The organism is Chitinophaga sp. H8 (assembly GCF_040567655.1).
Classification (GTDB): Bacteria; Bacteroidota; Bacteroidia; order Chitinophagales; family Chitinophagaceae; genus Chitinophaga; species Chitinophaga defluvii.
Genome location: NZ_JBEXAC010000001.1, coordinates 3299890 through 3324206 on the forward strand (window position 1 = coordinate 3299890; position 24317 = coordinate 3324206).

Consider the following 24317-nt stretch of genomic DNA (forward strand, 5'->3'; position numbering starts at 1 on the left):
TTTATAATAAGATATTTTGTAAACAGTATCGGGAATAAAACTGGTACTACAGGTTGATTACCCCTTTCAGCTGGGTAAAGAATTCATCTTTTTTACGGGAGGAAATGGGAATATTCTTCTGATCACTCATTACAACAGCTGTACCCAATCCTTTGATAATCTTAACAATATGATGGATATTAATCAAAAAGGACTTATGTACCCGGTAAAACCCTTTATCGGATAACATTTCTTCATACTCTTTCAGTGATTTGGAAATCAGGTGGGATACGTTATTGATGAGCTGTATTTTAGTATAGCTGTCAAAAGCCTCACAATAAATAATATCTTTCAGATCTATCACGTTATACCCATCATTCACCGGGATAACGATTTTGGAAAATGCGTTATCGTTGTTTTTTACATAGTCTTTCAGAATAGATGCCAGTTCATTCAGCCGCCCTTTTTTGCTCTTCTTTACTTTTTCCAGCGCATCCTCCACTTCACTTACCTTAATCGGCTTGAGCAAATAATCCAGCGCAGCAAATTTAATGGCTTGCAGGGCATACTCCTGAAAGGCTGTAATAAAGATTACTTCAAAATTAAGAACGGGAAACATTTCAAGTAACTGAAACCCGTTATGAGGAGGCATCTCAATGTCTAGGAATAAAACGTCTATGGGGTTATTCTTAATCATTTCTGCCGCCTCATTGATATTTTGCGCCTCTCCTACTACTGTAACGTCTTTACAATAGTTTTCCAGGATATTTCGCAGAATATGAATGTTGCGGACCTCATCGTCTACAATCGCAGCTTTAATATTACTCATAACATTTTAACAATGGGAATCAGGATTTCAACCAAGGTACCTTCCTTATTGCCGAAACCAGATTTAAATTTATCAATAATTTCTAACTTTCCAACACTTCCATTAAAAGATTTTATAATCTGCAACCTTTCCTTAATGACACTTAAAGCAGTAGATTCGTGCTTGATCAAGCGGCTGGTCTTAATGCTATTGGAACGATCCCAGCCAATTCCGTCATCATCCACAGAGCAATATAGCAGGTCATCTACCATTTCCATCCTTATTTCCAGGTGTCCGCTTATTGTTTTGGGGGCTAAGCCATGCTTAATAGCATTTTCCACTATAGGCTGTATGATCATAGGTGGAATATATATGGTATAATCTTTTAATTCATCTTCCATTACAAAATGGTAAGTAAAGGAATGTGCAAACCTTATCTTCTCCAACTCCAGGTATCGGGTCAGGAAAGCCACTTCTTCTTCCAGAGATATATACGATTTCCGGGAGTTATTGAGCATCTGACGCATTAAGGTAGCAAAATCCGCCAAAAAGTTAAGTGCCTGCTTTTCTTCCTTCTCCAGAATCAGGTGCTGTACGGAATTCAGGGAGTTAAAGATGAAGTGCGGATTCATCTGATTGGTAAGCGCTTTTGCCTCCAGCTCTGCAATGCGGCGGTTGTACTCGGTTTTCCTTTTCTCGCCCTGTTTAATTCTTTTTACAATAAAGCGCAATACTACCAGGATAAGCAGCACTCCTACCAGGATAAGGATCCCCCTTGCCCACCATTGCTGATACCATTGCGGTAAGATGCTGACATTAATACCTACCGGCACACTCCATCCACTTTTATATTTCCTGGCCCTGACCAGCAGCTTATAACTACCTGGTTGTAAATCGGGGAACGGGATAATATTAGACATGGTGGTTACCCATCCACTGGTCGTATCACCGGAAAAATTATACTGGTATTCCACCATTTCCGGCAAATCAAACACAATAGCGCCAAACTCTGCTTCAAAAGATGATTTACGCTGAAACAGGTGTACAAACTCTTTTCTAGGCAGATAGGTGCTGTCGCCATACCGGACATTGTTCAGGTATACCTTGGGAGGAATCGAGTCTACCGGTAAATTATTGTCTTTAAAGTAGCAGAGCCCGTTAGAGGTGGCTATATACAAAAGCCCCTCCTGGTAATATACTCCCCGGATATCGTCTGACATCAATCCATCATTTGAGGTAATATTCCGGATAATAAACCGGTCTTTTACATCAATCACCGATACTCCCCTGTCGGTAGCAACATATAAGCGTCCGATGCCATCATAATACAATTGCTGACAAATGTCGCTGGCCAGTTTATTGGCAGAGGACATATGTTTTATAACATTGTTGTTGCGCATCACATAGATGCCATGATCACTGGTTCCTATCCACAGGTAGCCATCAATCCATTTAAGGTCCTTAATGCTTTCCTTCAGCCGGCTGTCAGATGTAAGGGGGATCAGTCTGCGAGTAGCATCTGTGCAATAATACAGGCCATTGCTTGTGCCTACGTAATAAGAAGAATCGTCAATACATGCCACCGAAGTAACCAGGGTTTCCACATCACTAATCGCATAATCATCCAGGGTGATGACCTGATTTTTTGCCGCGATCCGGATTTTTCCTGATGGGGAAATATCCATTTCCTTAAACATTTTAATCGCCTTGAGTAAGGTCACTTTTTCTGTGGAAGTATTGAACTGAAACAATGCATTATCTGTGCCTATCAGCAGATTATTGTCTTTATAGGGCAGTATGCTGAGGATGCTATTACGCCCACCGGCCGTATCCAGGGTATATTGGCGGATAGCGCCATTTTTATTGATTGTATTCAGGATGCCCGCATTCTGGCCTACCAGGAGCATATCCGTTTTTTTATCCTTGTAAATACTAAAAATGGAGTGCGAGTAAAGGCCATTGGTATTATCCAGGTAGCTGAAATAGAAATTCTTATAGGGAATGTTATATACCCCATCACCAAAAGTAGTGATCCATATATTGCCGTCCCTGTCTTTTAATAGGGAGGTGATATAGTGATTATCCAGCAGCTTGCTGATCTTCGTTTCTCCTTTGAAATAGTCTTTTATGTAATAAAGTGCCCTTTGTGTTCCTATCCACAGGTTATCATTATCCAGGCAAACGTTGCTGATTTCTTCCTTAATTCCCCAATCTTTCCCATTGAAAAAGCATACAGCATCTTTTGCGGTGTAGCTAAAAAGGGTATTCCGGATAATGACCACAGGATGCTTTCTTATTCTGGCAGCAAACACCTCATCATCTATCGGGGATGTAGGTACGGAAAATATCTTTTGTAGTGGGTTATTAGGGTCATTCAGCGTGGTTAGATGAAAACTGTTCTGCAATGGCCTGAAGATACTGTCATTACGCAGAAAATAAAACAGGTCTGTTTCCAATGCCCCCAGCTTATCATAGGTAGTCTTTTTTCCATTGTACTGAATGATCCTGTTATTGGAGTTCAGGAACCAGGTATGGCCGGCACCATCTTCAAATGCATATTGCATATAATGGCTGCGGCTGTTAAATTCCAGAGACGAATCGTTGTTCTCGTTATGAACATAAAAATTATCGTAGAAGGAGGGCTTACCATTGAGGGTAAAGAACCAGATTTTGTTTTTAGAATCGGTAGCCAGTTTGATGATATCATTATCGGTAAGACCATCCTTTTTAGAATAGTTGCGAAAGCGTTTTCCATCAAACTTGCTGACCCCTGTAGGCGTAGCAAACCATATAAAACCGTCCCTATCCTGGGCAGCAGCGTATACAGTAGCATTGGCCAGGCCATCCTTTACATTATAGTTCCGGATCATGAGGCCCTGGGCACTCACTTGCGGGCTTAAGTAAAAGAAGGCCAGCATCCATAGCAGTATACAGCGGATAATGGACATCAGTTAAAATTAAACGTTAATTGGTTAATTGGTGCATTTGTTTTAAGAAAACCAGTGGCAGGCAATTATTACCCGCCACTAAGCTCCTTTTCACATATTTTTCTACCAAAACCTAGTATGCACGAGCAAACAGGACTCTTTCTTTAGAAGGTTTGCCACTTAAGATACAAACACCTTCTTCCTGTGGGTTGTTCAAAGGAATACAACGGATAGTCGCTTTAGTGCGCTCTTTAATCTGTTCTTCCGTTTCGGCTGTACCGTCCCAATGGGCTGCAATAAAGCCACCTTTTTCATCGAGAAGTTTTTCAAACTCTTCAAATGAATTTGCCGGTGTGATATGTTCCTGCTGGTATGTTTTGGCTTTGTTATACATGCTTTGCTGAATTTCTTCCAGCAGGCTTTGTATACTTGCAGCCAATCCGTCCAGCGGCAGGCTGGATTTTTCTTTTGTATCACGCCGGGCTACTTCCACAGCTTTATTCTCCAGATCCCTGGCACCGATAGCGATACGCACAGGCACCCCTTTCATTTCATATTCTGCAAATTTCCAGCCTGGACGGGAATTATCATTATCATCGTATTTAACACGGATACCAGCAGCTTTCAGTGCCTTCACTATTTCCATCACCTTTTCATCCAGCGCTGCTTTTTGATCCGCGCCTTTGTAGATAGGTACAATCACCACCTGTATCGGTGCAATCCGGGGTGGCAGGATCAAGCCATCGTCATCACTATGTGCCATTACCAGCGCCCCTACCAGACGGGTAGATACCCCCCAGGATGTAGCCCAAACATATTCCAGTTTATTTTCCTTATTGGAGAACTGCACGTCAAAAGCTTTCGCAAAATTCTGGCCAAGAAAATGAGAAGTGCCTGCTTGCAGAGCTTTACCATCCTGCATCAACGCTTCAATACAATAGGTATCAATAGCACCGGCAAACCTTTCAGCAGGAGATTTTACACCCTTAATTACCGGTAAAGCCATATAGTTTTCCGCAAAGTCGGCATATACTTCCAGCATCTGCCTCGTTTCTGCAATCGCTTCTTCAGCAGTAGCATGGGCAGTGTGGCCTTCCTGCCAGAGAAATTCAGCTGTACGCAAAAACAGGCGTGTACGCATTTCCCAGCGTACCACGTTGGCCCATTGGTTAATCAGCAGGGGCAGATCGCGGTAAGACTGAATCCAGTCTTTATAAGTATTCCAGATAATCGTTTCAGAAGTGGGACGAACAATCAGTTCCTCTTCCAATCTGGCTTCAGGGTCTACTACAATTCCTCCACCATTAGGATCATTCATCAAACGGTAATGCGTAACTACAGCACATTCTTTTGCAAACCCTTCTACGTGGGCCGCTTCCTTACTTAAAAAGCTTTTCGGGATAAAGAGTGGAAAATAAGCGTTCTGGTGACCGGTTTCCTTAAACTTGCTATCCAATACATCACGCATGCCTTCCCACAAGGCAAAACCATATGGCTTAATTACCATACATCCCCGTACGGCAGAATAATCTGCCAGGCCACCTTTCAAAACCAGGTCGTTATACCACTTAGAATAATCTTCCGAACGGGCTGTAATCTCTTTACTCATAACTGAAAATACTTATTTATATACTTTTGTCTTATAATGCTGTTAACTTATCTAGTTGGGCAAATTTTACCGCTCCAAGATATTATAATATGGCTTAATTTTTGTAATTTAATATAAAAAGAAAAGCTCACAAACCTACATGAAAAACATAAACAGGCAAACAACCCGTTAAAATTATATTAGAATTGCATGTTATTGTAACTTTCTGGAGGTTAAATCCGTTAAAAAAGAGTAAATTTACTATATATTTCAGCCTAAAAAATCATAATAAATGAAAACGATATTATATACAGCAGTGGCGGGGGTGCTTATGTTAAGCAGCTGTACTACTGCGTATCAAACCGCACATACGCCGGATGATGTATATTATTCCCCGCGTGCCCAGCGGACCTATGCCGCAGCTAATAACAACGATCAACGCAGCTACGATAACCAGGAAACATATACCTCCACAGACGACAGTGTGGAAGATGGGAATTATGTGACTTACCAGGATGAGGATCAGGGAGATTATTCCCGCCGGATAGACCGGTTCAGGAATAACTATACCGGTTCTTACTGGGGGGATGATGGATATGGTTCCAATGTCTATGTAAATAATTATTATGGTGCTGGCGGATGGGGATACGGCATGATGAATCCTTACTGGGGTTCTTCCTGGGGATATCCTTATGGCAGCTATTGGGGTAATTCCATCAGCATCAGCTTAGGCTGGGGATGGGGTGGCTACAGACCATGGGCTTATGGCGGTGGCTGGGGATATAATCCCTGGTACGGCAGTGGATGGTATGGTGGCTATCCATACTATGGCGGTGGCTGGTACGGTGGTGGACACTATGGCTATGGTTATGGCAATGGATGGTATGGCGGTGGTTACTATAAACCACGTCCTTCTAATTCCTATGGCCCCGGCGGTTCTACCAATTCCCGTGTATACGGCCGTGGCAGCAGCTATACACCAAGAACAGGTACCGGTAATGGCAATGCACCGGTAAGGGTTTTCAACAACGCTAATCCTAATGCAGGTAATAACGGAGGCAACTACACTCCTTCCCGTAATACACCAAGGAGAGTATTCAATACTTCCCCTTCAGAAAGGCCGGTAATCAATCCAGGCAATAATGGTGGTAACAGCGGTGGTAACCGTGCACCTATCAGAACATTTGAGCGGAGCAGTCAGCCCAGCAGGCCTGCCTACAATCCTCCGCCTCAGCAAAGCGCCCCTACCAGAAGCTTCCCTAGCAGTTCCGGTTCTTCCGGTAGCTCTTCAGGAGGTTCAGGTGGCGGTACTCCTACCAGATCATTTCCGAGAGGCGGCAGATAAATTTTTTTGATATACCCCGGGCCTCCAACCCGGGGTATTTTATACGCATTTCCTAAATAATAACTGTTTATAAGATGAATAAAAAGATCACAGGTCTTTTATTGGCGCTCAGCATTGGTATTTCAGTACAGGTATTTGCACAAGATGAAACGGATGCACTAAGATACAGCCGTACTACACCAGGTGGAACTGCCCGCGCACAAGCTATTGGTGGTGCAATGGGATCACTTGGAGGAGATTATTCTGCAGCGCATGTAAACCCTGCGGGGCTTGGTTTTTTCCGGACAAACGAATTCGTCATTTCTCCTGGTTATTATTTTATTAACAGCAGTGCCACCTACCGTGGCAGCACTACCCCTGATGAGTCCAGGTCGGGCATGCAACTGCCTAATATAGGGGTGGTATTTGGTATGCCTACTCCTACTAAGTCGGCCTGGAAAAACTTCAGTGTATCCCTGGGCTATAACAGGGTGGCCAATTTCAATAATAAACAATTTACAAAGGCGAATAACAACGAGCATTCCCTGACAGAACGTTGGCTGGAAGACCTTGCTTTTAACAATGTACCTTACGACAGGGCTGGTAAAGACTATCCCCTGGGGGCTTCCCTTGCGTTTAATACCTTCCTGGTAGACACGGCACTGAGTAATGGAGCTCCCAATGGGTATAAAACCCGGGTAAATCCCAGAACAGGCTTATTGCAACAGGACCGTCTAGAAGAAAAGGGTGGCATGGATGAATTTGCTATAGGTTTTGCCGGCAACTATATGGACAGACTTTATATTGGTGGTAGTATCAATATCTCCAATATTCACTATGAAAGTCACCGGGAATATGCCGAAGATGATATCAGCGGCAATAACAGTAATGAATTTGATTTCTTTGAATTGATCTCCGACCGTAAAACAGATGGTCTGGGTGTGAATATAAAACTGGGTGCTATTTATGCAGCTACCAGCAACCTTCGTATAGGTGCAGCCTTTCATACCCCCACCTGGTATAATATGAAAGATGTAAGCAGTGCCGGATTGCTGGTGAACACGGAAAACTTTGTTTCTCCGGTAACTGGCAAAAACGAGAACTACCAGACTACCGGCGATGTAATTGAGGATGGTGGCCCTGTAGAATTTGAGTACAGTTACCGTACACCGTTGAAAGCATTAGGTAGTGTATCTTATATTTTTGGTACTAACCCAGACATCAGCAAACAGCACGGATTTATTACTGCGGATGTGGAATATGTAAATTATGCCACCAGCAAATACAAATATAAAGGATCGGCAGAAATACAGGACCAGGGCAAGGCGATGAATGCCTCTATCAGCAACCTGTATAAAAGCACGGTGAATGTACGTATAGGCGGTGAATTGAAATTTACCACGCTGGCAGTAAGAGGTGGGTTTGCCTACTATGGTGACCCTTACCAGCATGCCAGTGTAGATGCCAGTGTTAAAAAAATCAGTGGTGGTGTAGGATATCGTAACAGGGGTTTCTTTGTAGATCTTACCTACGTGCACACCCTGGCCAATGATGAATACTACCCATATTTTTTAGCACAGGACGATGGCATGCCTGTTAAGCCAGCTGCAATAGACCGTTCCGGCGGTGCAGTAGTAGCCACTATCGGTTTTAAATTCTGATTTATCAACTGTTAATAGAAAAAGAAGGCTGTCTGAAATATCATCAGACAGCCTTCTTTTTTATAGTAAGTATGACGATTATTCTGCCACTGCCCTGTTCAGGTGAGCCATAATCCCTGCAGCATCCCTTGCGTCAAACCAAACGATATCCGGGTCTTTACGAAACCAGGTTAACTGTCTTTTGGCATATTGGCGGGTATGTACTTTAATCGCTTCTACAGCAGCATCCAGGCTAAGTTTACCATCCAGGTAATCAAATATTTCCTGATATCCTACCGTGCGTAAAGCATTGTGTTCCCGATAAGGCAAAACTGATTTTACTTCTTCCACCAGTCCGGCAGCCATCATTTGATCCACCCGCCGGTTGATATGGTGATGTAAAAATTCTTTGGGTAATGTAATACCTACTTTAACAATATTGAAGTCCCTTTTGGTGCGACCGGCAGAACGGAAGGTAGTAATCGATTGTCCCGTAGCTTCCAGGATTTCCAATGCTCTTAGCAATCGTTGTGGATTTTGCGTTTCCGCTGTAGCATAAAACACCGGATCACGTTGTACCAGCTGTTGCTGCAGCCAGGATAGCCCATGTGCTTCATATTGAGCATTCAGTGCATCGCGGATACCTGGAGGTACCGCAGGCATATCATCTATGCCTTCGCAAAAAGCGCGGATATACAGTCCTGTACCACCGCACATCACGGCAACATCCTGCTGCGAAAAGATTGCTGCGGCATACTGCAAGGCCAGCTTTTCAAATATGCCCGCACTTACTTCTGTCGTTATAGCATGAGAATCTATAAAATAATGCGGTACTTCCTGCAATTCCTGAAGTGAGGGTTTGGCAGTACCTATAGATATTTCCTTAAAACACTGGCGGGAATCGGCGGAGATCACTGCGGTATTAAACTGTTCGGCTATACGTATAGCCAGCGCAGTTTTACCTGAGGCAGTAGGCCCCGCTAATACAATCATTGTTTTTTTGTTCACTAAAACATATTTTCTTCCTCCGTACCGAACTCTTCCGCCTCTTCATTATCATTGCCACCGGCACCATCCTCCCCTTCTTCCCCAAATCCATCTTCTGCCATACCTTCTTTATTCAGGTCATATTTCTCTTCCATTTCCACCAGCTTATCCCCTACCAGTCCTTTAGTACCATATTGGCTCGGCGCCAGTCCTTCTTTACGCATGCAAACAGGGTAGGTAATTTTTGCATTTTCATCTTTGGATACGCCAATCAATTCTACCAGGAAAGACCAGTTTTTAGCAAAATCATAGAGATAAATAAACTTCTGGTTAGGATCCTTTACTGCCGCAGCAATCATTGTATCCGCCATTAATAATGGCTCTGCCTTACGGGGTTGTTTATCATGTTCCAGTATGATTTCCCTGCCCCGCTGCCAGTTATCATTGCTGCGGAAAAACGTGGCCTTATGTTTATTATCAAATTCAAAAGACAACAATATTGCTTGATGAAATTGTAGAAAAGTCTGGTTAGGTTTAATGGCAATGTCTCTGTAAACACTTTCATCTTCTTCCCAGTATACTCTGAATTTCAAAACCGGCATGACAATTTGGTTATAAGTTTATAAATATCTGAATATCTCTGTGTTTTATCTAAAGCGCAAACTACAGCGATTGATTTATTATTCCTTCAATTATGTAAAATTACCACTTTTATTTAACTGGGGTCAGATTGAATGCTTTGGCTTTTTCCAGCATAAAAGCATACGCTGCCTCGTAGGTATTGGCAATTTCCCCATCCAGAATGGCTTCCCGGATAGCATTTTTAAGATCTCCCACCTGACGGCAGGGAGATAACCCGAAAGTTTCCATGATCAGTTCTCCGGTTACCGGAGGTTGCCAATTGCGTATACGGTCACTTTCTTCCACCTCTTTCAACCGCTGGCGCACCAGTTCAAAATTCTCCAGGTAACGCTTTACTTTCGCTTTATTTTTAGAGGTAATATCTGCCTCACACAGCATCATCAGTGCATCTATATCATCTCCCGCATCAAACAGCAGCCTGCGTATGGCCGAATCTGTTATATTTTCTTTCGTAAGTCCGATTGGGCGCAGGTGCAATTCTACCAATTTTTTTACCAGGCGCATCTTTTCGTGCTGTGGTAATTTTAGTCTGGCAAAAATACGCGGCACCATTTTACCCCCCACCGCATCATGCCCGTGAAATGTCCAGCCATGTCCGGGCTCAAATTTTTTGGTAGCGGGCTTGCCAATGTCATGCAGGAGTGCCGCCCAGCGCAACCATAAATCATGTGTATTGCGGGCAATATTATCTATTACCTGCAGGGTATGATAAAAGTTATCCTTGTGTCCTTTTCCATCCTGGGTTTCCACACCTACCAGGTCAATCATCTGCGGGAAAATAATTTTCAGCAAGCCCCCTTTATATAATAAGTCCAGCCCTACCGAAGGTTTGGCGGAAAGCATTATTTTATTGAGTTCATCCGTAATACGTTCCTGGGAAATAATTTTAATCCGCTCCGCATTTTCCTGTATTGCTGTAAATGCCGGTTCACTGATATTAAACTGGAGCTGGGAAGCAAAGCGGATAGCCCGCATCATACGCAATGGATCATCACTAAATGTTTGTGCCGGTTCCAGTGGTGTACGGATTATTTTTTGTTCCAGGTCGGCCAGTCCGTTAAAAGGATCAAGCAACGTGCCATAATCGTCATCATTGAGGCTGATAGCCAGTGCATTGATCGTAAAATCACGGCGCAACTGGTCATCCCGCAGCGTACCGGCCATTACCTCCGGATTCCGGGAATGCTGCCGGTAGCTTTCTTTACGGGCCCCTACAAATTCAATTTCGAGGTCATTCCACTTTATCTGTGCAGTACCGTAGGTTTTAAAAAAGTTTACCGGCACCTGTTCACCCAGACTTTCTGCCACCGCATGTGCCAGGGCAATACCATCCCCTACACACACCACATCCATATCTTTCGTTCTCCGTTCCAGTAGTTTGTCGCGCACAAAGCCGCCAATCAGGTAGGCAGGCACACCCAGGCCTTGGGCAGCCAACGCTATCTTTTCCAACACTTTCCTTTCCTGCAAAGTACAGGGGATGTCAATCGGCTTTTTGCTGATCATATATAAAAAATACGCTTTATTGTTATGCTTTGGAGGCGCAAAAGTAACAGAATTTTAATAATTAGCTTTTGGCAATTCCCATTTGCATACAGGTACTCCTTCCGGGCTAGTCCCGGATGATATCCAGGGACCCGTCCTGTCTTATTCTGACGATCCTTGAAGCGGTATGCGCAGCCGCTTCCGATTGCCGGTATTCCACAATATAATCCACACCATTACGTATAGCCGGCGCCACCTCTTTAAACATACCCGGCGCCGGCTGCCCACTGATATTGGCCGAAGTGGATACCAATGGTTTACGTAACCGTTTTATCAGATGGCGGCAAAAAGGTTCCTTTACAATCCGGATAGCGATACTCCCATCCTCATTGATCACATTGGGCGCAAATCCCAATGCCCCTTCATAAATAACTGTTGTGGGTCGTTCAAATCCGGCAATAATATCAGCCAGCCCCGGATGCGGATGAGCTACATACTGCAGCAGGTCTCTTACATCAGCCAACAATACCACCAGGCTCTTACTTTCGCTCCTTTCCTTCAGGGCAAATATTTTACTAACTGCCGCTTCATCTGTAGCATCACATCCGATCCCCCAGATAGTATCTGTGGGATACAAAATCAGCCCTCCTGTTCTAAGCACCTGCAAAGAAGCGGTGATGTCCTTTTCAAACGCGTCCATACTAATTTATAAATGGTTTTATGTTCTTCCAACTGCTTCATACACCTGCATGACCCCTGCTGCACATTTTTCCGGTGTAAAATGCTGTGCATGTGCCCATCCTTTCTCTTTCATCGTATTAACCAGGGCAGTATCCGTAGCCACCCGTTGCATAGCCGCTGCCAGTGTTTCAGGCTGGAGCGGGTCTATATACAAAGCAGCATCCCCGCCCGTTTCGCCAAAGCAAGAGCCCTGGGAAGTAATCACCGGGGTAAGGCTGCACAAAGCTTCCAGAATAGGAATCCCAAATCCTTCAAAAACAGAAGGATATAACAATGCAGTAGCTCCCTGGTATAATACAGGCACTTCAGTAAAATCCAACCGGGCTTGTTCATTCAACCATATTACCTGTTGTTCCAGGCCATTTGCCGCAATGAACTCCTTCACTTTCTTTTTATAGCTACTTCCATTTCCCAGGATCACCAGGGGAATAGACAGGGTGCCCTGCAGCAATTGCATGGCTTTTACCACGCCCAGCAGGTTTTTACGCTCAATTACCGAGCCTACATACAGAAAATACCTGTGGGGCAGGTTATACTTAGCCCGGAGCTGCGCCAGCTCTACGGGGCTATGATGGATACTGAAAGCAGGATCACAGCTCTGGTATGCCACCGCTATTTTTTCGGCAGGTATCTGATAATAAGTAATAATATCCTGCTTGGTCTGCTCACTGATCGCTATAATCCTGTCGGCATGGCGACAGGCGTACCTGGCCTTGCGGCGATAGGTAAAGACATCTATAGGATTGTATTGTCCCGGATACCGTTCAAAGATCAGATCGTGCATTGTGACCACGCTTTTCACCCCACTTTCATGGATGCCAAAAGGAATTTCGTGGCTCAGGCCGTGATAGAGGTCTATTTTATACTCCTGCAGCTCCTTTACCACATATTTGCTTCTCCAGGCGGATTTAAACCAGCGGTGTACTATTTTTTCAGGTACCACCACCCTGGCAGGCGCAGCTGGCAGGAACATCGATGTTTGCTTGGGCGCAAACAGGTACCAGCTATGTGCAGGATAGCCTTTGACGAGCGACTGGATAAGGGTGCGGCTGTAATTACCCAGTCCTGTATTATTCTGGAATGCCCGTTTGGCATCAAATGCGATATTCATTGTTGTATAACAGCAGTTGAATCTGGTATATATAATAATGGCGCAAGATAACCATATAACAATTGAACAATACGTATTATGTTTGCAAAAACTTAAAAAATGGATTTACAACAACAAATACTGGCTGCCTGGAACGACCGCAAACTGTTGCAGGAAACGCAGTACACAGATGCGGTAAAGGCGGTCATTGAAGCAGTAGACAAAGGTAATTTAAGAGTGGCAGCGCCCACTGGTACCGGCTGGCAGGTAAATGAATGGGTAAAACAGGCTATCCTGATGTATTTTTCCATACAGCCTATGGAAACCATGGACCTCCCTCCATTTGAGTTCTACGATAAAATGAAGCTGAAAACTAATTATAAGGACCTTTGTGTACGTGTAGTACCGCATGCAGTAGCCCGCTATGGCGCTTATCTGGCCAAAGGCGTGATATTAATGCCTTCGTATGTAAACATTGGTGCTTATGTAGATGAAGGTACCATGGTAGATACCTGGGCTACCGTAGGCTCCTGTGCACAAATTGGAAAAAATGTGCACCTGAGTGGTGGTGTAGGTATTGGTGGTGTACTGGAACCATTGCAAGCCAGTCCGGTAATTATTGAAGATGGTTGTTTTATTGGCTCCCGCTGTATTGTAGTAGAAGGAGTAAGAGTAGAAAAAGAAGCCGTATTGGGTGCAAATGTGGTATTGACCCAATCTACCAAGATCATAGATGTAAGCGGCAGCACACCCGTAGAGTACAAAGGTTATGTACCTGCCCGCAGCGTGGTAATTCCAGGTACTTATACCAAAAAATTCCCTGCCGGAGAATATCAGGTATCCTGTGCCCTGATCATCGGACAAAGAAAAGCATCTACAGACCTTAAAACAAGTCTGAATGACACTTTACGTGAGTTCAGCATATCTGTATAAACACACTCATGGTAGATAGTTAACGACGATAACACGTTGACTATCTACCATAAAATAAAAAAATCTCTCTTTTTTCTAAGTAGAAAATTTGGAATTTTTAAAAAAGCACTTACATTTGCACTCCCTAACACGGACATGATGCCCAGATGGCGAAATTGGTAGACGCACTGTGTTCAGGTCGCAGCGCCGGCAACGGTGTGCTGGTTCGAATCCAGTTCTGGGCACCTGAAAAAAGGCTTGTAAGATTACTTACAAGCCTTTTTTGTTTTACTATCTTTCCTGTTTCTATCCTTATTTCCTCTTACGAATTTGACCTACTTCGCCGCATGCATGGACTGGTACTTTTTCGGCGTCAGGTTGGTAATAGACTTAAATTGCTGGTTAAAATTAGACAGATTTTGAAAGCCGCTCTGGTAACAAACTTCTGCTACCGACATTTTTTCATTGATCAATAACTTGCAGGCATACCCGATTTTCATTTCAATCACAAACTGGGTGTAGGGTTTGCGGGTGCGCCCCTTGAAATACCGACTAAATGCAGTTGGGCTCATATGGGCAACTGATGCTGCTTTGGATAAACTTACATCTTCCTGAAAATTATTCATGATATACTCATAGACCCGTTTCAATCTGTCTGAGTCTGTATAGTTAATCGAATTGGTAAACCCTTCAGAAGATAATACATCCAGGTTTTCATACTCAGAAAGTACTTTCAGAATAAGTAACAAATCCAATACGCGATCGACACCAGTTGTAGTTTCAATACGTTTCATCAACGTTGCCACCTGATCTGCAACAACACCTTCGATTTTGATCCCCCGCCTCGATCGCTCTAATAAGTTTTTTATTTTATGCATTTCAGGCAAGTCAAAAAACGGCGCTCCCAAAAAATTCTCAAGAAAATGAATTACCAGCGCCTCTGATTTCCCCTGAGCATTAGGCTCATCGTTACGCCAGGTATGTGGAAGATTTTTACCGATAAATACCAGGTCGCCAGCCTTGAACCGTTCTATATGATCCCCTACCATTCTGCTCCCGGTACTTTCTTCAATAAGTGTCAACTCATATTCATCATGAAAATGCCAGATGCCTGGAAACCGGTCGGCATAACAATACCGGTTAATAGAAAAGGACGCCTTTTGAGGCACGTTCACCTTGATAAGAAGTGGCTGCATACTGTAAATTAAATCCCAATATAAAGCAATAAATCAAAGTGAAAAAAAGCAGCCACAGGTTATAAAGTTAATCTGTCGCTTTCGGCTGACATATTATTTTTTTGCATAAACAATGAGGGCAAGGCCGATAAAATAAAATATAAACATTGCATATAATAATCTATTGGTCCCTGTCGGTGCTTGCCTGAATTCTTTCCATACAAACACACCCCATATAGCAGCAATCATGGCATTACCCTGGCCCAGGCCAAATGAAATAGCAAAACCTGCCTGTCCGGCGGAAAGGATACTGAATACCAGCCCTCCTCCCCATATCGCACCACCAAGTACCCCCATAAGATGATCCTTATATATACCTTTGAAATAACGGGCATAACCAACAGCGGTCCCCTTCACTGGCCGGCGCATCAGGATAGTATTTAAGAAAAAATTACTTAGCAACACCCCCAAGCTGAATAATACCGTAGCCGTATAAGGCCCCACTTTACCATCCTGCGGATGTGTAAAATCAGTATACATAGCTGCTGCAATAAAACGATAGAAAAAACCAAACAATATACCAGCAATGAGTGATAACAGGATTCCCTTAATAGAAAATTCATTTTTAGTATTAGACAGGCGTTTATAAGCGATTGCCGAAAGCACAATGGCTACCGTCACCATTAACACCCCTGCAAATAAGTAAGTAGTATTACCCTGTGGCATTGCGATATAATTGGTAACCACCCCCAACACCAATCCAAAGCCCGCTCCCACCGGAAACGCCACCGACATACCCGCTACCGCTATTGCCGCTACAAACAAAATATTCGCTGCATTAAAAATAACACCTCCTGTAATGGCCGATAATATACTTTCTGTTGAAGCCTGTTTAATGTCTTCTGTAAAAGATAAGCCACTGTCACCTATCGTCCCCAGTGTCAAAGCAAACAACAATGTCACCAAAACAATACCCAGCACATAGTCCCAATAAAATAATTCAAAACGCCAGCCATTACTAACGAGCTTTTGCATATTGGGCCAGCTTCCCCAACATATCATAGTTAAGACAGATAAAACAACAGCCAGGGAATAAGTATCTACTGTAAACATGACAACTAATTTTGGTTCGGTAATTTGGGTACCAACAGGCTATACTACCCTATTATTAACAACCCCACCAATCAACCCCCTCACCAATTCTTCTGCCGCCATACGTTGAAGCGTAGGCACACTACGTTCACTGTACCAGGCCGTGTGAGAAGAGAGGATTACATTATCGCAATTACGCAAAGGGTGAGTAGCAGGCAGAGGTTCTTGCTCAAAAACATCCAGGCCGGCAGCCATACCCCCCTGCTGCAACCGCACCGCTAATGCCTCTGTGTCAATCAACCCGCCACGCGAAGTATTTACGAGTATAGCGCCTTTTTTAAGGCGATTTAACACCGTTGCATTTATCAGATGATGTGTTTGAGGAGTAAGTGGCGAGTGAAGCGAAATAATATCTGCCGTTTCTATTACCTCATCAAAACCAGCATGCTGCACGCCCTGCGCCAACATCATTTCCGCCGGTACAAAGGGGTCAAAAGCCATCTTTTTAAAACCCAAAGCCACTACTCTTTTTAAAACCTCACGGGCTATCCTGCCGAAGCCGATTGTTGCAAAACTCATTTCATAAAAAGGTAGCGCAGGCTGAGGAGGAATAATTTTCCATTCTCCGCTTATAGTGCGCTGGTGCGTGGTAGTGAGCTGCCTGGCTAAAGCAAGTGCCAGGGCCACTGTATGGTCCGCTACTTCCGCGATACAGTAGTCAGGCACATTACATACCACAATCCCTCTCTTCTTAGCTGCTTCCAGGTCAATGTTATCTACACCAATACCATAACGTACGATTAAACGGCATTGCGGTAAGCCATCCATCACCTCAGCTGTAACCGGTGCCCACTGCACCAGTAGGGCCACGGCTCCGGCTCCATATTGCAACACATCTTCAGCTGTTTTGCATTGTGCTGTTTCCAGCAAAAAACCAGCAGCTGTAATTATTTCTCTCTCCTGGCTTACATTGTTAAAGCCATAATCTGTAATCAATACTTTCTGCATACAAACGTTTTATTCAAATACTATCACTGATTTTATATGATTGTCCACCGCATCCATCATATCAAAAAAAGCCTCGCGGCCACGATCCAATGGATAATAATGCACCCATGAACCCACATCCACCTTACCGGAAATGATCAAGGCCAGCGCCTCCTGCATATCGTTTTGTGTAGCTGCATAACTGCCCATCACAGCTTTTTCATTCAGGACAATATCATAACTCAGCAATGACTTGCTATTATTGTACAATCCTATCATCATTAATGTGCCTCCTGGTTTCACCATCTCCAGCCCCTGCTGGTTGGTTTGCGAAGCCCCCACGGCATCTATTACCAAATCAATGGGCGCACCACCAGTAATCTTTTTTATGGCAGCCACCAGCTCCTCAGTTCCGGGATTGACCACCCCTGCTACCCCCATTCTTTTTGCCACCTCCAATCGTTCTTGTCTGATATCGACTACAATGCCGGCAACTCCACGCAATGCTTTAAACGCCTGTTGGGCAGTTAAGCCAATAGGGCCAGCACCAATTATCACAATATTCTTAAGCGGCAGGTGTTGTGTCAATCTCACCAGATGCACCCCATTAGCCAGTGGTTCTGTAATACATGCTAAACGGGGGGCCACTCCCACTGGCAAACTAAGCAGTACGGCAGCCGGTACATTTACATAGGCACCGAAAGCGCCATTACGGTGCATGCCAAAAACCTGGCGATGACTGCATAAATTCGTTTTGCCCTCTCTGCAACTTTCACAATTGCCGCAGGATATTACTGAATTGCTGACTACAGCATCACCGGCTTTCCAGTCTTTCACAGCCGTTCCCACTGTTTCAATTACACCGCAAAACTCATGACCCATAATAAGAGGAGGTACGCGCCGGAGACTTCTGGTTTTAAATGTCTCCAATTCACTGCCGCAAATTCCGCAAGCTTTTACCTTTACCAACACTTCATCTGGCTGGCATTCCGGTACCGGTAAATCAGTCAATAACAACTCATCATGAGCTGGATAATACAATGCTTTCATGCTACTATTAATGGTATTTTCAGGCAATACAATCTCTGGCCCTCCAAAGGAGGGCAATGACGCCTCTTATGTTTTTAATCCGATTTTTAGATTCCTGTTATCCCCTTTAGCTATCCACCCTGGCTATTGCTCTGATGGGTGAACCGTCCCTGCCTTTAAAATTCAGGGGAAAACCCATAAATGTAAATTGGTCGGGTACTTTATCCAGGTTAGCCAAACTTTCTACTACTACAATCTCCGCAGGTAAAAGAATGTGGTGCAGTTCGTACCAATCCTTACCAGGTGTGGGCATATCCATTCCAAGCAGCCTGATTTTTTTACTTACCAGGAATTTTGCTGCTTCTTGTGTTAAAGACGGGAAGTCTGAAAAAAAATAGTCTTTGCCAAAATGTTTATGCCAGCCGGTTTCAAATATTATTTTGGCCGCTGGCAATAGTTGTGCCTCATAAGGCATAAAATCTTCTACTGTAATCTCCTCATTGGCTTTTTTGGGAATTCTCAATAAATGAGTAGGTCCATAAAACCAATCCAGTGGCATTTGATCAATGGTTTTTCCATCATCCAGAAAATGATACATGGCATCCAGATGAGTACCCTGATGTGAACCAATAGATATTTGTGTAATGTTATATTTCAGTGTTTGGGTATTGCCATGCGGTATAATACTCAATTTGGGATCACTCGGAAAAGTTTGTTGTCCGTGTTCGAGTGGATGAGATAAATCAATCAATTGCATACAAAAATGTTTTTTGAGATTATTTTGCCAGGTAACCACCATCTACCAGCAGATCACTCCCTGTAATAAAGGAAGCATCATCGCTGGCCAGGAATGCAGCAGCGGCAGCTACCTCTTCCACCCTGCCCTGCCGGTTGAGCAAATGCATAGCAGCAGCCCGTTTATTTTCTTCTTCCACATCCAGACCGAGTTTTTCACAGGAGTTAATAAACGCCTGCGTATAAATATAACCTGGGCACAGTGTATTTACTCTTATACCATCTGGCGCCAGATCCTGTGCCCAACATTTGGTTAGCCCCCTGATCGCAAACTTCGTAGCATTGTAGGTAGCAAAATTTGATTGCCCGACAAAGCCACTTACCGACGAAAAATTAATGATACTGCCGCCACCGTTGCTACGCATCTGCGGCACAATGTATTTTGCCATTAGTGAGGTCCCTCCAATGTTTACAGCATTGATAGTGGCCCAATCAGCAGCAGTAGCTTCCACCCCTTTAAAAATAAAGCAGGCTGCTGTGTTTACCAGTATGTGTACATTACCCACCTGCGCTGCAATACCTTCACAAGCCTTTTCCACTGCCGCCTCATTGCTTATATCAAGCTGAACAAAGTGAGCATGGATTAGCCCAGCCTTTCCTTCCATGTCGGGTTGCAGATCTACCAATACCACGCGACACCCCTCTTCATGGAGGCGCTGAGCTGTTGCATACCCCAGATCTCCAAGGCCCCCTGTAATAACAGCAATTTTATTTGTAAGTCCTTTCATATAGTTGCTATTTAAACCTCCAAATGGTGCAAACTCATTGGAATGCCGAATACTACTTTATATTAATTGTGTACTTACCTGCATTAACCTGCAAGGTAACGGTTTCATTATCCCATTTCCATCCATCCAGCTTCCTTCCATTCATCCAGATTTTTGAATTGGATCTGGCAGGAAGAATTACTTTGGCCTGGGTATTGACAGGTATCTCAATATCGATTGAAAACATGTTCTGTTTAAGTTCCCAATTACTCTTAATCCAACCATAAGGTGAATGGAAGCTGCCGCTAGCCGAAGTAATTGCACCAACCACCTGTGGCTGAATAATAATATTTTTAAATGCCACGGACTGTTTATCCTGTCTGATACCCGCAATACCTTCGTAAAACCATTCCAATATGTGCCCCATGGCTAGTTGGTTTTGAGAAGCCTTCCCGTCCCAGGTTTCGATCAATGCAGTGGCACCTAAGTTTAGCTGATAGGCATAACCCGGAACATCGCCGCGCTTTGTAATATTATATAACACTTCGGGGTGATTGTTTTCATATAGGGCTTTTACCAAAAACCTGTGGCCCACATCTCCTGCGGTAATCCTGTTACCATCTATGGATTCAATTTGATGAATCAGGTTATCCAATACTTCTTTTTTATTCTTCTCATCCACCATACCCAGACTCAAGGGCATCGCCATTGCAGTTTGACTACCGGTAGCATATATCTTCTTTTCCTCATTAAAGAATTTGTGATTAAAGGATTGCTTAATACTGTCTGACAATTGCTGATAAAAGCTTGCATCCTGTTTTTCACCGATAATAGCAGCCATTGTACCAAGAGCGGCTATAGCTTTATAGTAATAGGCCGTAGCTGTAAGACCTTTAGGTGTTACATTGCCCACATCCAGCCAGTCTCCCAGGCCATACAATAACAAGTGGTTCTCCGCCTTTGTTTGTAAATATTGTGCATAGGCGCGCATCATGGGGTATGCGTTGCGAATAATAGCGGTATCCCCATAACAGCTATATAAAAACCATAAATCGAGCATACCGGTAGTACCCCACTCAGGAGAATCAACAAAAGGCCCATCAAACTGTATATACTCTGGTGCAATATCAGGAATCAATCCATTACTATGCTGTGCATCTTTCATATTCTGCACCAGGCTTCGATAGAGGTTGTATACATCATAACCATAATTAATCGCTGCCCGCATAAAGTTCTGTTCACCCTGCCAACTTAGTTTCTCTCGCTGTGGATTATCGGTTATATAACTCTGGATATTACTTTTGATGGCCCAATCTACCAGCTGGTAAATACGGTTCAATAAACTGTCAGAACAAATAAAATCACCATTTGCAGGGGCACTATTCCTGTTATGCAGCAATTTAATGTCGGTTATTACGGGCCTATCGTCGTTGGCTTGTTGATTTTTGATTCCTGCACCCTCTACCTGTACATAACGGGCTGCAAAATAGCTAAAGTTGGGATGCCAGGTTTCCTCGTCGTTGCTGCCAATTGTGTATTGATAAAAATGTGGAGTTACCCCATCTGCCTGATTTACATTTCCATTATCCAAAACTAATTCTGCAGGAATTAATTTTACTGTTTGACCGGGCTTCCCTTTAATTTTTATCTGCGGGATACCTGAAATATTCTGACCAAAATCATAACACGCTTTATTATCTCCAATCACTTTCACGCTTTTTACCGAAAGTGTATCCATAATTGTTACCGGATAATCAATTTCAGGCAACAATCTCCCTTTGGGTACAGCTGCAAGTAAAGCAGGCTTCCATTCCCTATCATTATAGGATCCTGTATTCCATTTCTTTTCAATAAACCGTGCATCAAAATCCTCCCCACCATAAATATTATTAAAAACAATGGGTGAAGGCTTTGTCTTCCATGACGTATCGCTTACAACATATTCCTCACTTCCATCTGTATAAATGATTTTTAGCTGTGCGATCATTTTAGGTTTACCAAAAGAGCCTGTACCCTTTACATAGCGTTCCTGAGAAACATTATAAAATCCGTCGCCCAATACTACCCCAATAACATTATTTCCTTTTGACAGATCGTTAGTAATATCGTACGTGTTATACAAAACAGTTTTATCATAGGTTGTCCAACCAGGCGCCAGGAAAGCATTACCAATCTTTGCCCCATTGATACTTGCCTGGTAATGTCCCAATCCACTGATGAACAACAAAGCAGATTTCACCGGTTTAGCAACAAAAAAGGATTTTCGCAGCAACGGAGCAGCTTTGCTTTTAATGATCCTGGGGTCATTTTCCTTCAATTTACCATGTACAAATGGTACCACTCTCGTATCCGGCGATGCGCTCTCCGCACCGATCCAGCGGGCCGCCCCCCAATCTGATGGCTCAAAAAGTCCCGTGATAAAAGTCTGCGGTTCGCTCCATTGAGATGCAACATTACTGGCATCCCAGACTTTAACCTTCCAATAATAGGTTCGACCAGGCAATAACGCCGGCCCCTTGTATATTACCTGGATGCTCTGATTGGATTTAACAATTCTGGAATTATATATATCATATTGCTGGCGGTCCAGCATAGACTTTGAAGATGCTATTACCAGCTGATAAGCAGTTTGCTTTTGATTGTTTTTCTGCGAAACGAGTTGCCACGAGAAAAAAAACGCCTGTGTATGAATACCTGTTGGATTGATCCGGTTATCACAAAGTGCTGTTGCTACCCTAACCTGGGCGTATACCGGGAGGAGTAAGAGCAGCAGGCACCATGTTACAATTATCTTATAAATATTCATCAATCTCTTGTTTTTAAGTATGGCAGCAGCGCTACAGCCACTGCCATAATGTACAAAACATTTTTCTAATAGCCTTTGTTTTGCTCAAGGCTTCCAATCTGGATTTCCCGCAAGGGGATAGCAAATAATAATTTATTTTGGTTTAAGTTATAACTGTTGGTAGCCAAGTTAGGGTAAATCCCTTTTAAATAAACGCCGTTGGCAGTCATTACTTCGATAGCCTTGCCGCTTCTAAGCAGGTCGTGCCATCTTTTATTTTCAAAGGCAAGTTCTACTCTTCTTTCATGCAGGATAATTTTCTGTAAAGCCACCTTGTCTGTCGTATTAATATTACCAAGACCTGCTCTTTTACGCACCTTGTTCAAAAAGGGCAATGCCTCTGCCGAACGATTCAATTCATTCAGTGTTTCAGCCATAGCCAGCAGTGCTTCCGAAAAACGGTATACCGGAAAGTTATCGTCAGTATTGTTTATCAGGCTGTGAGGGTTCAGAAATTTCCTGATAAACCTATACGACCTTTTACCAGGCGGTGTAACGTAACCAACTGGGCTCTTTACCGCCCCTATTACCATTTGCCCTACTGGCCCGGCACCTTCAATAATACTGATAGATGCTTCCAGTCTTTTATCGTCGGGTTCATAAGTATCTATCATTTCCTGCGTAGGTACATTCCATCCACCCGCAGACACACGGCCAGTTGTACCGGTAAGCATACTGGCATCGTCTGTAATTGGTAAAAATGCATATACGAAACTACTTTGCTGCCCCTGGTTGCCCTGTTGGTATTGAATTTCAAAAATAGATTCTATACTATTCTTATGCGCTAGTTTAAATACGTCTGCATAGTTATCCAACAAGTCATAACCCATGCCCATAAGATCATTCAACTCTGTATAAGCCAGATCATACTTCTTTTGGGTAATATATACATCTGCCAGTAGCATTTTTGCCGCACCTTTATTGGCGTGCCCTACCTCAGGAAAAGATGGCGCCGCCAACTTTGCTATTGCATCTTTCAAATCATCCTCAATAGCTTTGTATACATCTGTAACAGGGGAACGTTTCAGATATGCATCGGCCTGGCTGGTCACATTACTTAAGTACAAGGGCACAGGTCCGTAGTATCGGACGAGATCAAAATAACTGAGTGCCCTGATAAATTTCGCCTCCCCCAAAACCGGATCAATAAATTCCGGGCGCAATTTGACCTTTTCACTACTGCTGATAATACTATTGGCACGGGATATCGCAACATAGGCCGAGTTATACATTTCGGGAGTTACATTACTGGACGCATCATCAAGAAAACCATCTGCCAGTTCCATGTTAATATACTGCACTCCGCGGTCGGTTGAGTTGTATTCATAAAATGTATTATCCGACCGCATTTCGCCCATTACGTAAGCCGCACGGGAACCTTTTAACCCTCTAAGTGATGCATATGCACCTACCAGGGCCTGGCTAAAATGCGATTCTTCTTTAAAGAAACTTCCGTCTGTAATAGAACTCTGTGGAGTACGTACTAAAAAATCCTTAGAGCAAGAAGTCAGTAATGTGCCCAACGCCACAGTATATAATAGTTTTTTCATTTTACAAGTTTAAC

At 43.5% G+C, this 24317-nt stretch carries 19 protein-coding genes and 1 tRNA gene; 4 read left to right on the top strand and 16 right to left on the bottom strand.

The genetic code is table 11. The annotated features are described in order from the left end of the window. Positions 1–46: 46 nt before the first annotated feature. The 3 genes from ABR189_RS12575 to proS all read right to left on the bottom strand — a co-directional run bounded on the left by ABR189_RS12575 (position 47) and on the right by proS (position 5323). Positions 47–808, bottom strand: a complete 762-nt coding sequence (locus tag ABR189_RS12575; protein WP_078672331.1) for a LytR/AlgR family response regulator transcription factor — start codon at positions 806–808, stop codon at positions 47–49. Further along, positions 805–3735, bottom strand: coding sequence for a sensor histidine kinase (locus ABR189_RS12580; protein ID WP_354660849.1), 2931 nt, complete (start codon positions 3733–3735; stop codon positions 805–807). The genes ABR189_RS12575 and ABR189_RS12580 overlap by 4 nt, the downstream gene beginning before the upstream one ends. A 112-nt stretch (positions 3736–3847) precedes the next feature. Then, a complete protein-coding gene (gene proS / locus ABR189_RS12585; RefSeq protein WP_354660850.1) occupies positions 3848–5323 on the bottom strand; it encodes a proline--tRNA ligase in 1476 nt (491 codons plus the stop codon). 271 nt (positions 5324–5594) lie between these two features. On the opposite strand from proS, the gene ABR189_RS12590 reads away from it, so the two are divergent. Beyond that, on the top strand, positions 5595–6647 hold the full coding sequence (locus ABR189_RS12590; RefSeq protein WP_354660851.1) for a hypothetical protein: 1053 nt from the start codon (positions 5595–5597) through the stop codon (positions 6645–6647). 74 nt (positions 6648–6721) lie between these two features. Then, positions 6722–8287 (top strand): OmpP1/FadL family transporter, encoded by a 1566-nt coding sequence (locus tag ABR189_RS12595; protein WP_354660852.1) that lies wholly within the window; start codon positions 6722–6724, stop codon positions 8285–8287. 78 nt (positions 8288–8365) lie between these two features. On the opposite strand, the gene miaA is transcribed toward ABR189_RS12595, so the two are convergent. The 5 genes from miaA to ABR189_RS12620 all read right to left on the bottom strand — a co-directional run bounded on the left by miaA (position 8366) and on the right by ABR189_RS12620 (position 13232). Continuing rightward, positions 8366–9274, bottom strand: coding sequence for a tRNA (adenosine(37)-N6)-dimethylallyltransferase MiaA (gene miaA, locus ABR189_RS12600; RefSeq protein ID WP_354660853.1), 909 nt, complete (start codon positions 9272–9274; stop codon positions 8366–8368). Next, positions 9274–9855 (bottom strand): IS1096 element passenger TnpR family protein, encoded by a 582-nt coding sequence (locus ABR189_RS12605; protein ID WP_354660854.1) that lies wholly within the window; start codon positions 9853–9855, stop codon positions 9274–9276. The genes miaA and ABR189_RS12605 overlap by 1 nt, the downstream gene beginning before the upstream one ends. A 109-nt stretch (positions 9856–9964) precedes the next feature. Then, positions 9965–11401, bottom strand: a complete 1437-nt coding sequence (locus ABR189_RS12610; RefSeq protein ID WP_354660855.1) for a CCA tRNA nucleotidyltransferase — start codon at positions 11399–11401, stop codon at positions 9965–9967. 106 nt (positions 11402–11507) lie between these two features. Then, positions 11508–12080 (bottom strand): L-threonylcarbamoyladenylate synthase, encoded by a 573-nt coding sequence (locus ABR189_RS12615; protein WP_354660856.1) that lies wholly within the window; start codon positions 12078–12080, stop codon positions 11508–11510. 18 nt (positions 12081–12098) lie between these two features. Continuing rightward, positions 12099–13232 (bottom strand): glycosyltransferase family 4 protein, encoded by a 1134-nt coding sequence (locus tag ABR189_RS12620; protein ID WP_354660857.1) that lies wholly within the window; start codon positions 13230–13232, stop codon positions 12099–12101. 99 nt (positions 13233–13331) lie between these two features. Here ABR189_RS12620 and ABR189_RS12625 point away from each other — a divergent pair, with 99 nt between their 5' ends. Continuing rightward, positions 13332–14144, top strand: coding sequence for a 2,3,4,5-tetrahydropyridine-2,6-dicarboxylate N-succinyltransferase (locus ABR189_RS12625; protein ID WP_354660858.1), 813 nt, complete (start codon positions 13332–13334; stop codon positions 14142–14144). 140 nt (positions 14145–14284) lie between these two features. Beyond that, positions 14285–14368 (top strand) — tRNA-Leu (locus tag ABR189_RS12630). A gap of 90 nt (positions 14369–14458) precedes the next feature. Here ABR189_RS12630 and ABR189_RS12635 read toward each other — a convergent pair. The 8 genes from ABR189_RS12635 to ABR189_RS12670 all read right to left on the bottom strand — a co-directional run bounded on the left by ABR189_RS12635 (position 14459) and on the right by ABR189_RS12670 (position 24303). Further along, a complete protein-coding gene (locus tag ABR189_RS12635; RefSeq protein ID WP_354660859.1) occupies positions 14459–15319 on the bottom strand; it encodes an AraC family transcriptional regulator in 861 nt (286 codons plus the stop codon). Positions 15320–15412: 93 nt separating this feature from the next. Further along, positions 15413–16411, bottom strand: coding sequence for a GRP family sugar transporter (locus tag ABR189_RS12640; RefSeq protein ID WP_354660860.1), 999 nt, complete (start codon positions 16409–16411; stop codon positions 15413–15415). Between the two features lie 39 nt (positions 16412–16450). Beyond that, positions 16451–17398, bottom strand: coding sequence for a C-terminal binding protein (locus ABR189_RS12645; RefSeq protein WP_354660861.1), 948 nt, complete (start codon positions 17396–17398; stop codon positions 16451–16453). 9 nt (positions 17399–17407) lie between these two features. Continuing rightward, positions 17408–18427, bottom strand: a complete 1020-nt coding sequence (locus tag ABR189_RS12650) for a zinc-dependent alcohol dehydrogenase (RefSeq protein WP_354660862.1) — start codon at positions 18425–18427, stop codon at positions 17408–17410. A 106-nt stretch (positions 18428–18533) separates the two neighbouring features. Next, positions 18534–19163: a cyclase family protein gene (locus ABR189_RS12655; RefSeq protein ID WP_354660863.1), complete on the bottom strand. Its 630-nt coding sequence runs from the start codon at positions 19161–19163 to the stop codon at positions 18534–18536. 19 nt (positions 19164–19182) lie between these two features. Then, positions 19183–19929 (bottom strand): SDR family NAD(P)-dependent oxidoreductase, encoded by a 747-nt coding sequence (locus ABR189_RS12660; RefSeq protein WP_354660864.1) that lies wholly within the window; start codon positions 19927–19929, stop codon positions 19183–19185. A gap of 52 nt (positions 19930–19981) precedes the next feature. Then, entirely contained in the window at positions 19982–22714 is a 2733-nt protein-coding gene (locus tag ABR189_RS12665; protein WP_354660865.1) for a family 78 glycoside hydrolase catalytic domain, read from the bottom strand. Between the two features lie 65 nt (positions 22715–22779). Continuing rightward, a complete protein-coding gene (locus ABR189_RS12670; protein WP_354660866.1) occupies positions 22780–24303 on the bottom strand; it encodes a RagB/SusD family nutrient uptake outer membrane protein in 1524 nt (507 codons plus the stop codon). Between the last annotated feature and the right edge of the window lie 14 nt (positions 24304–24317).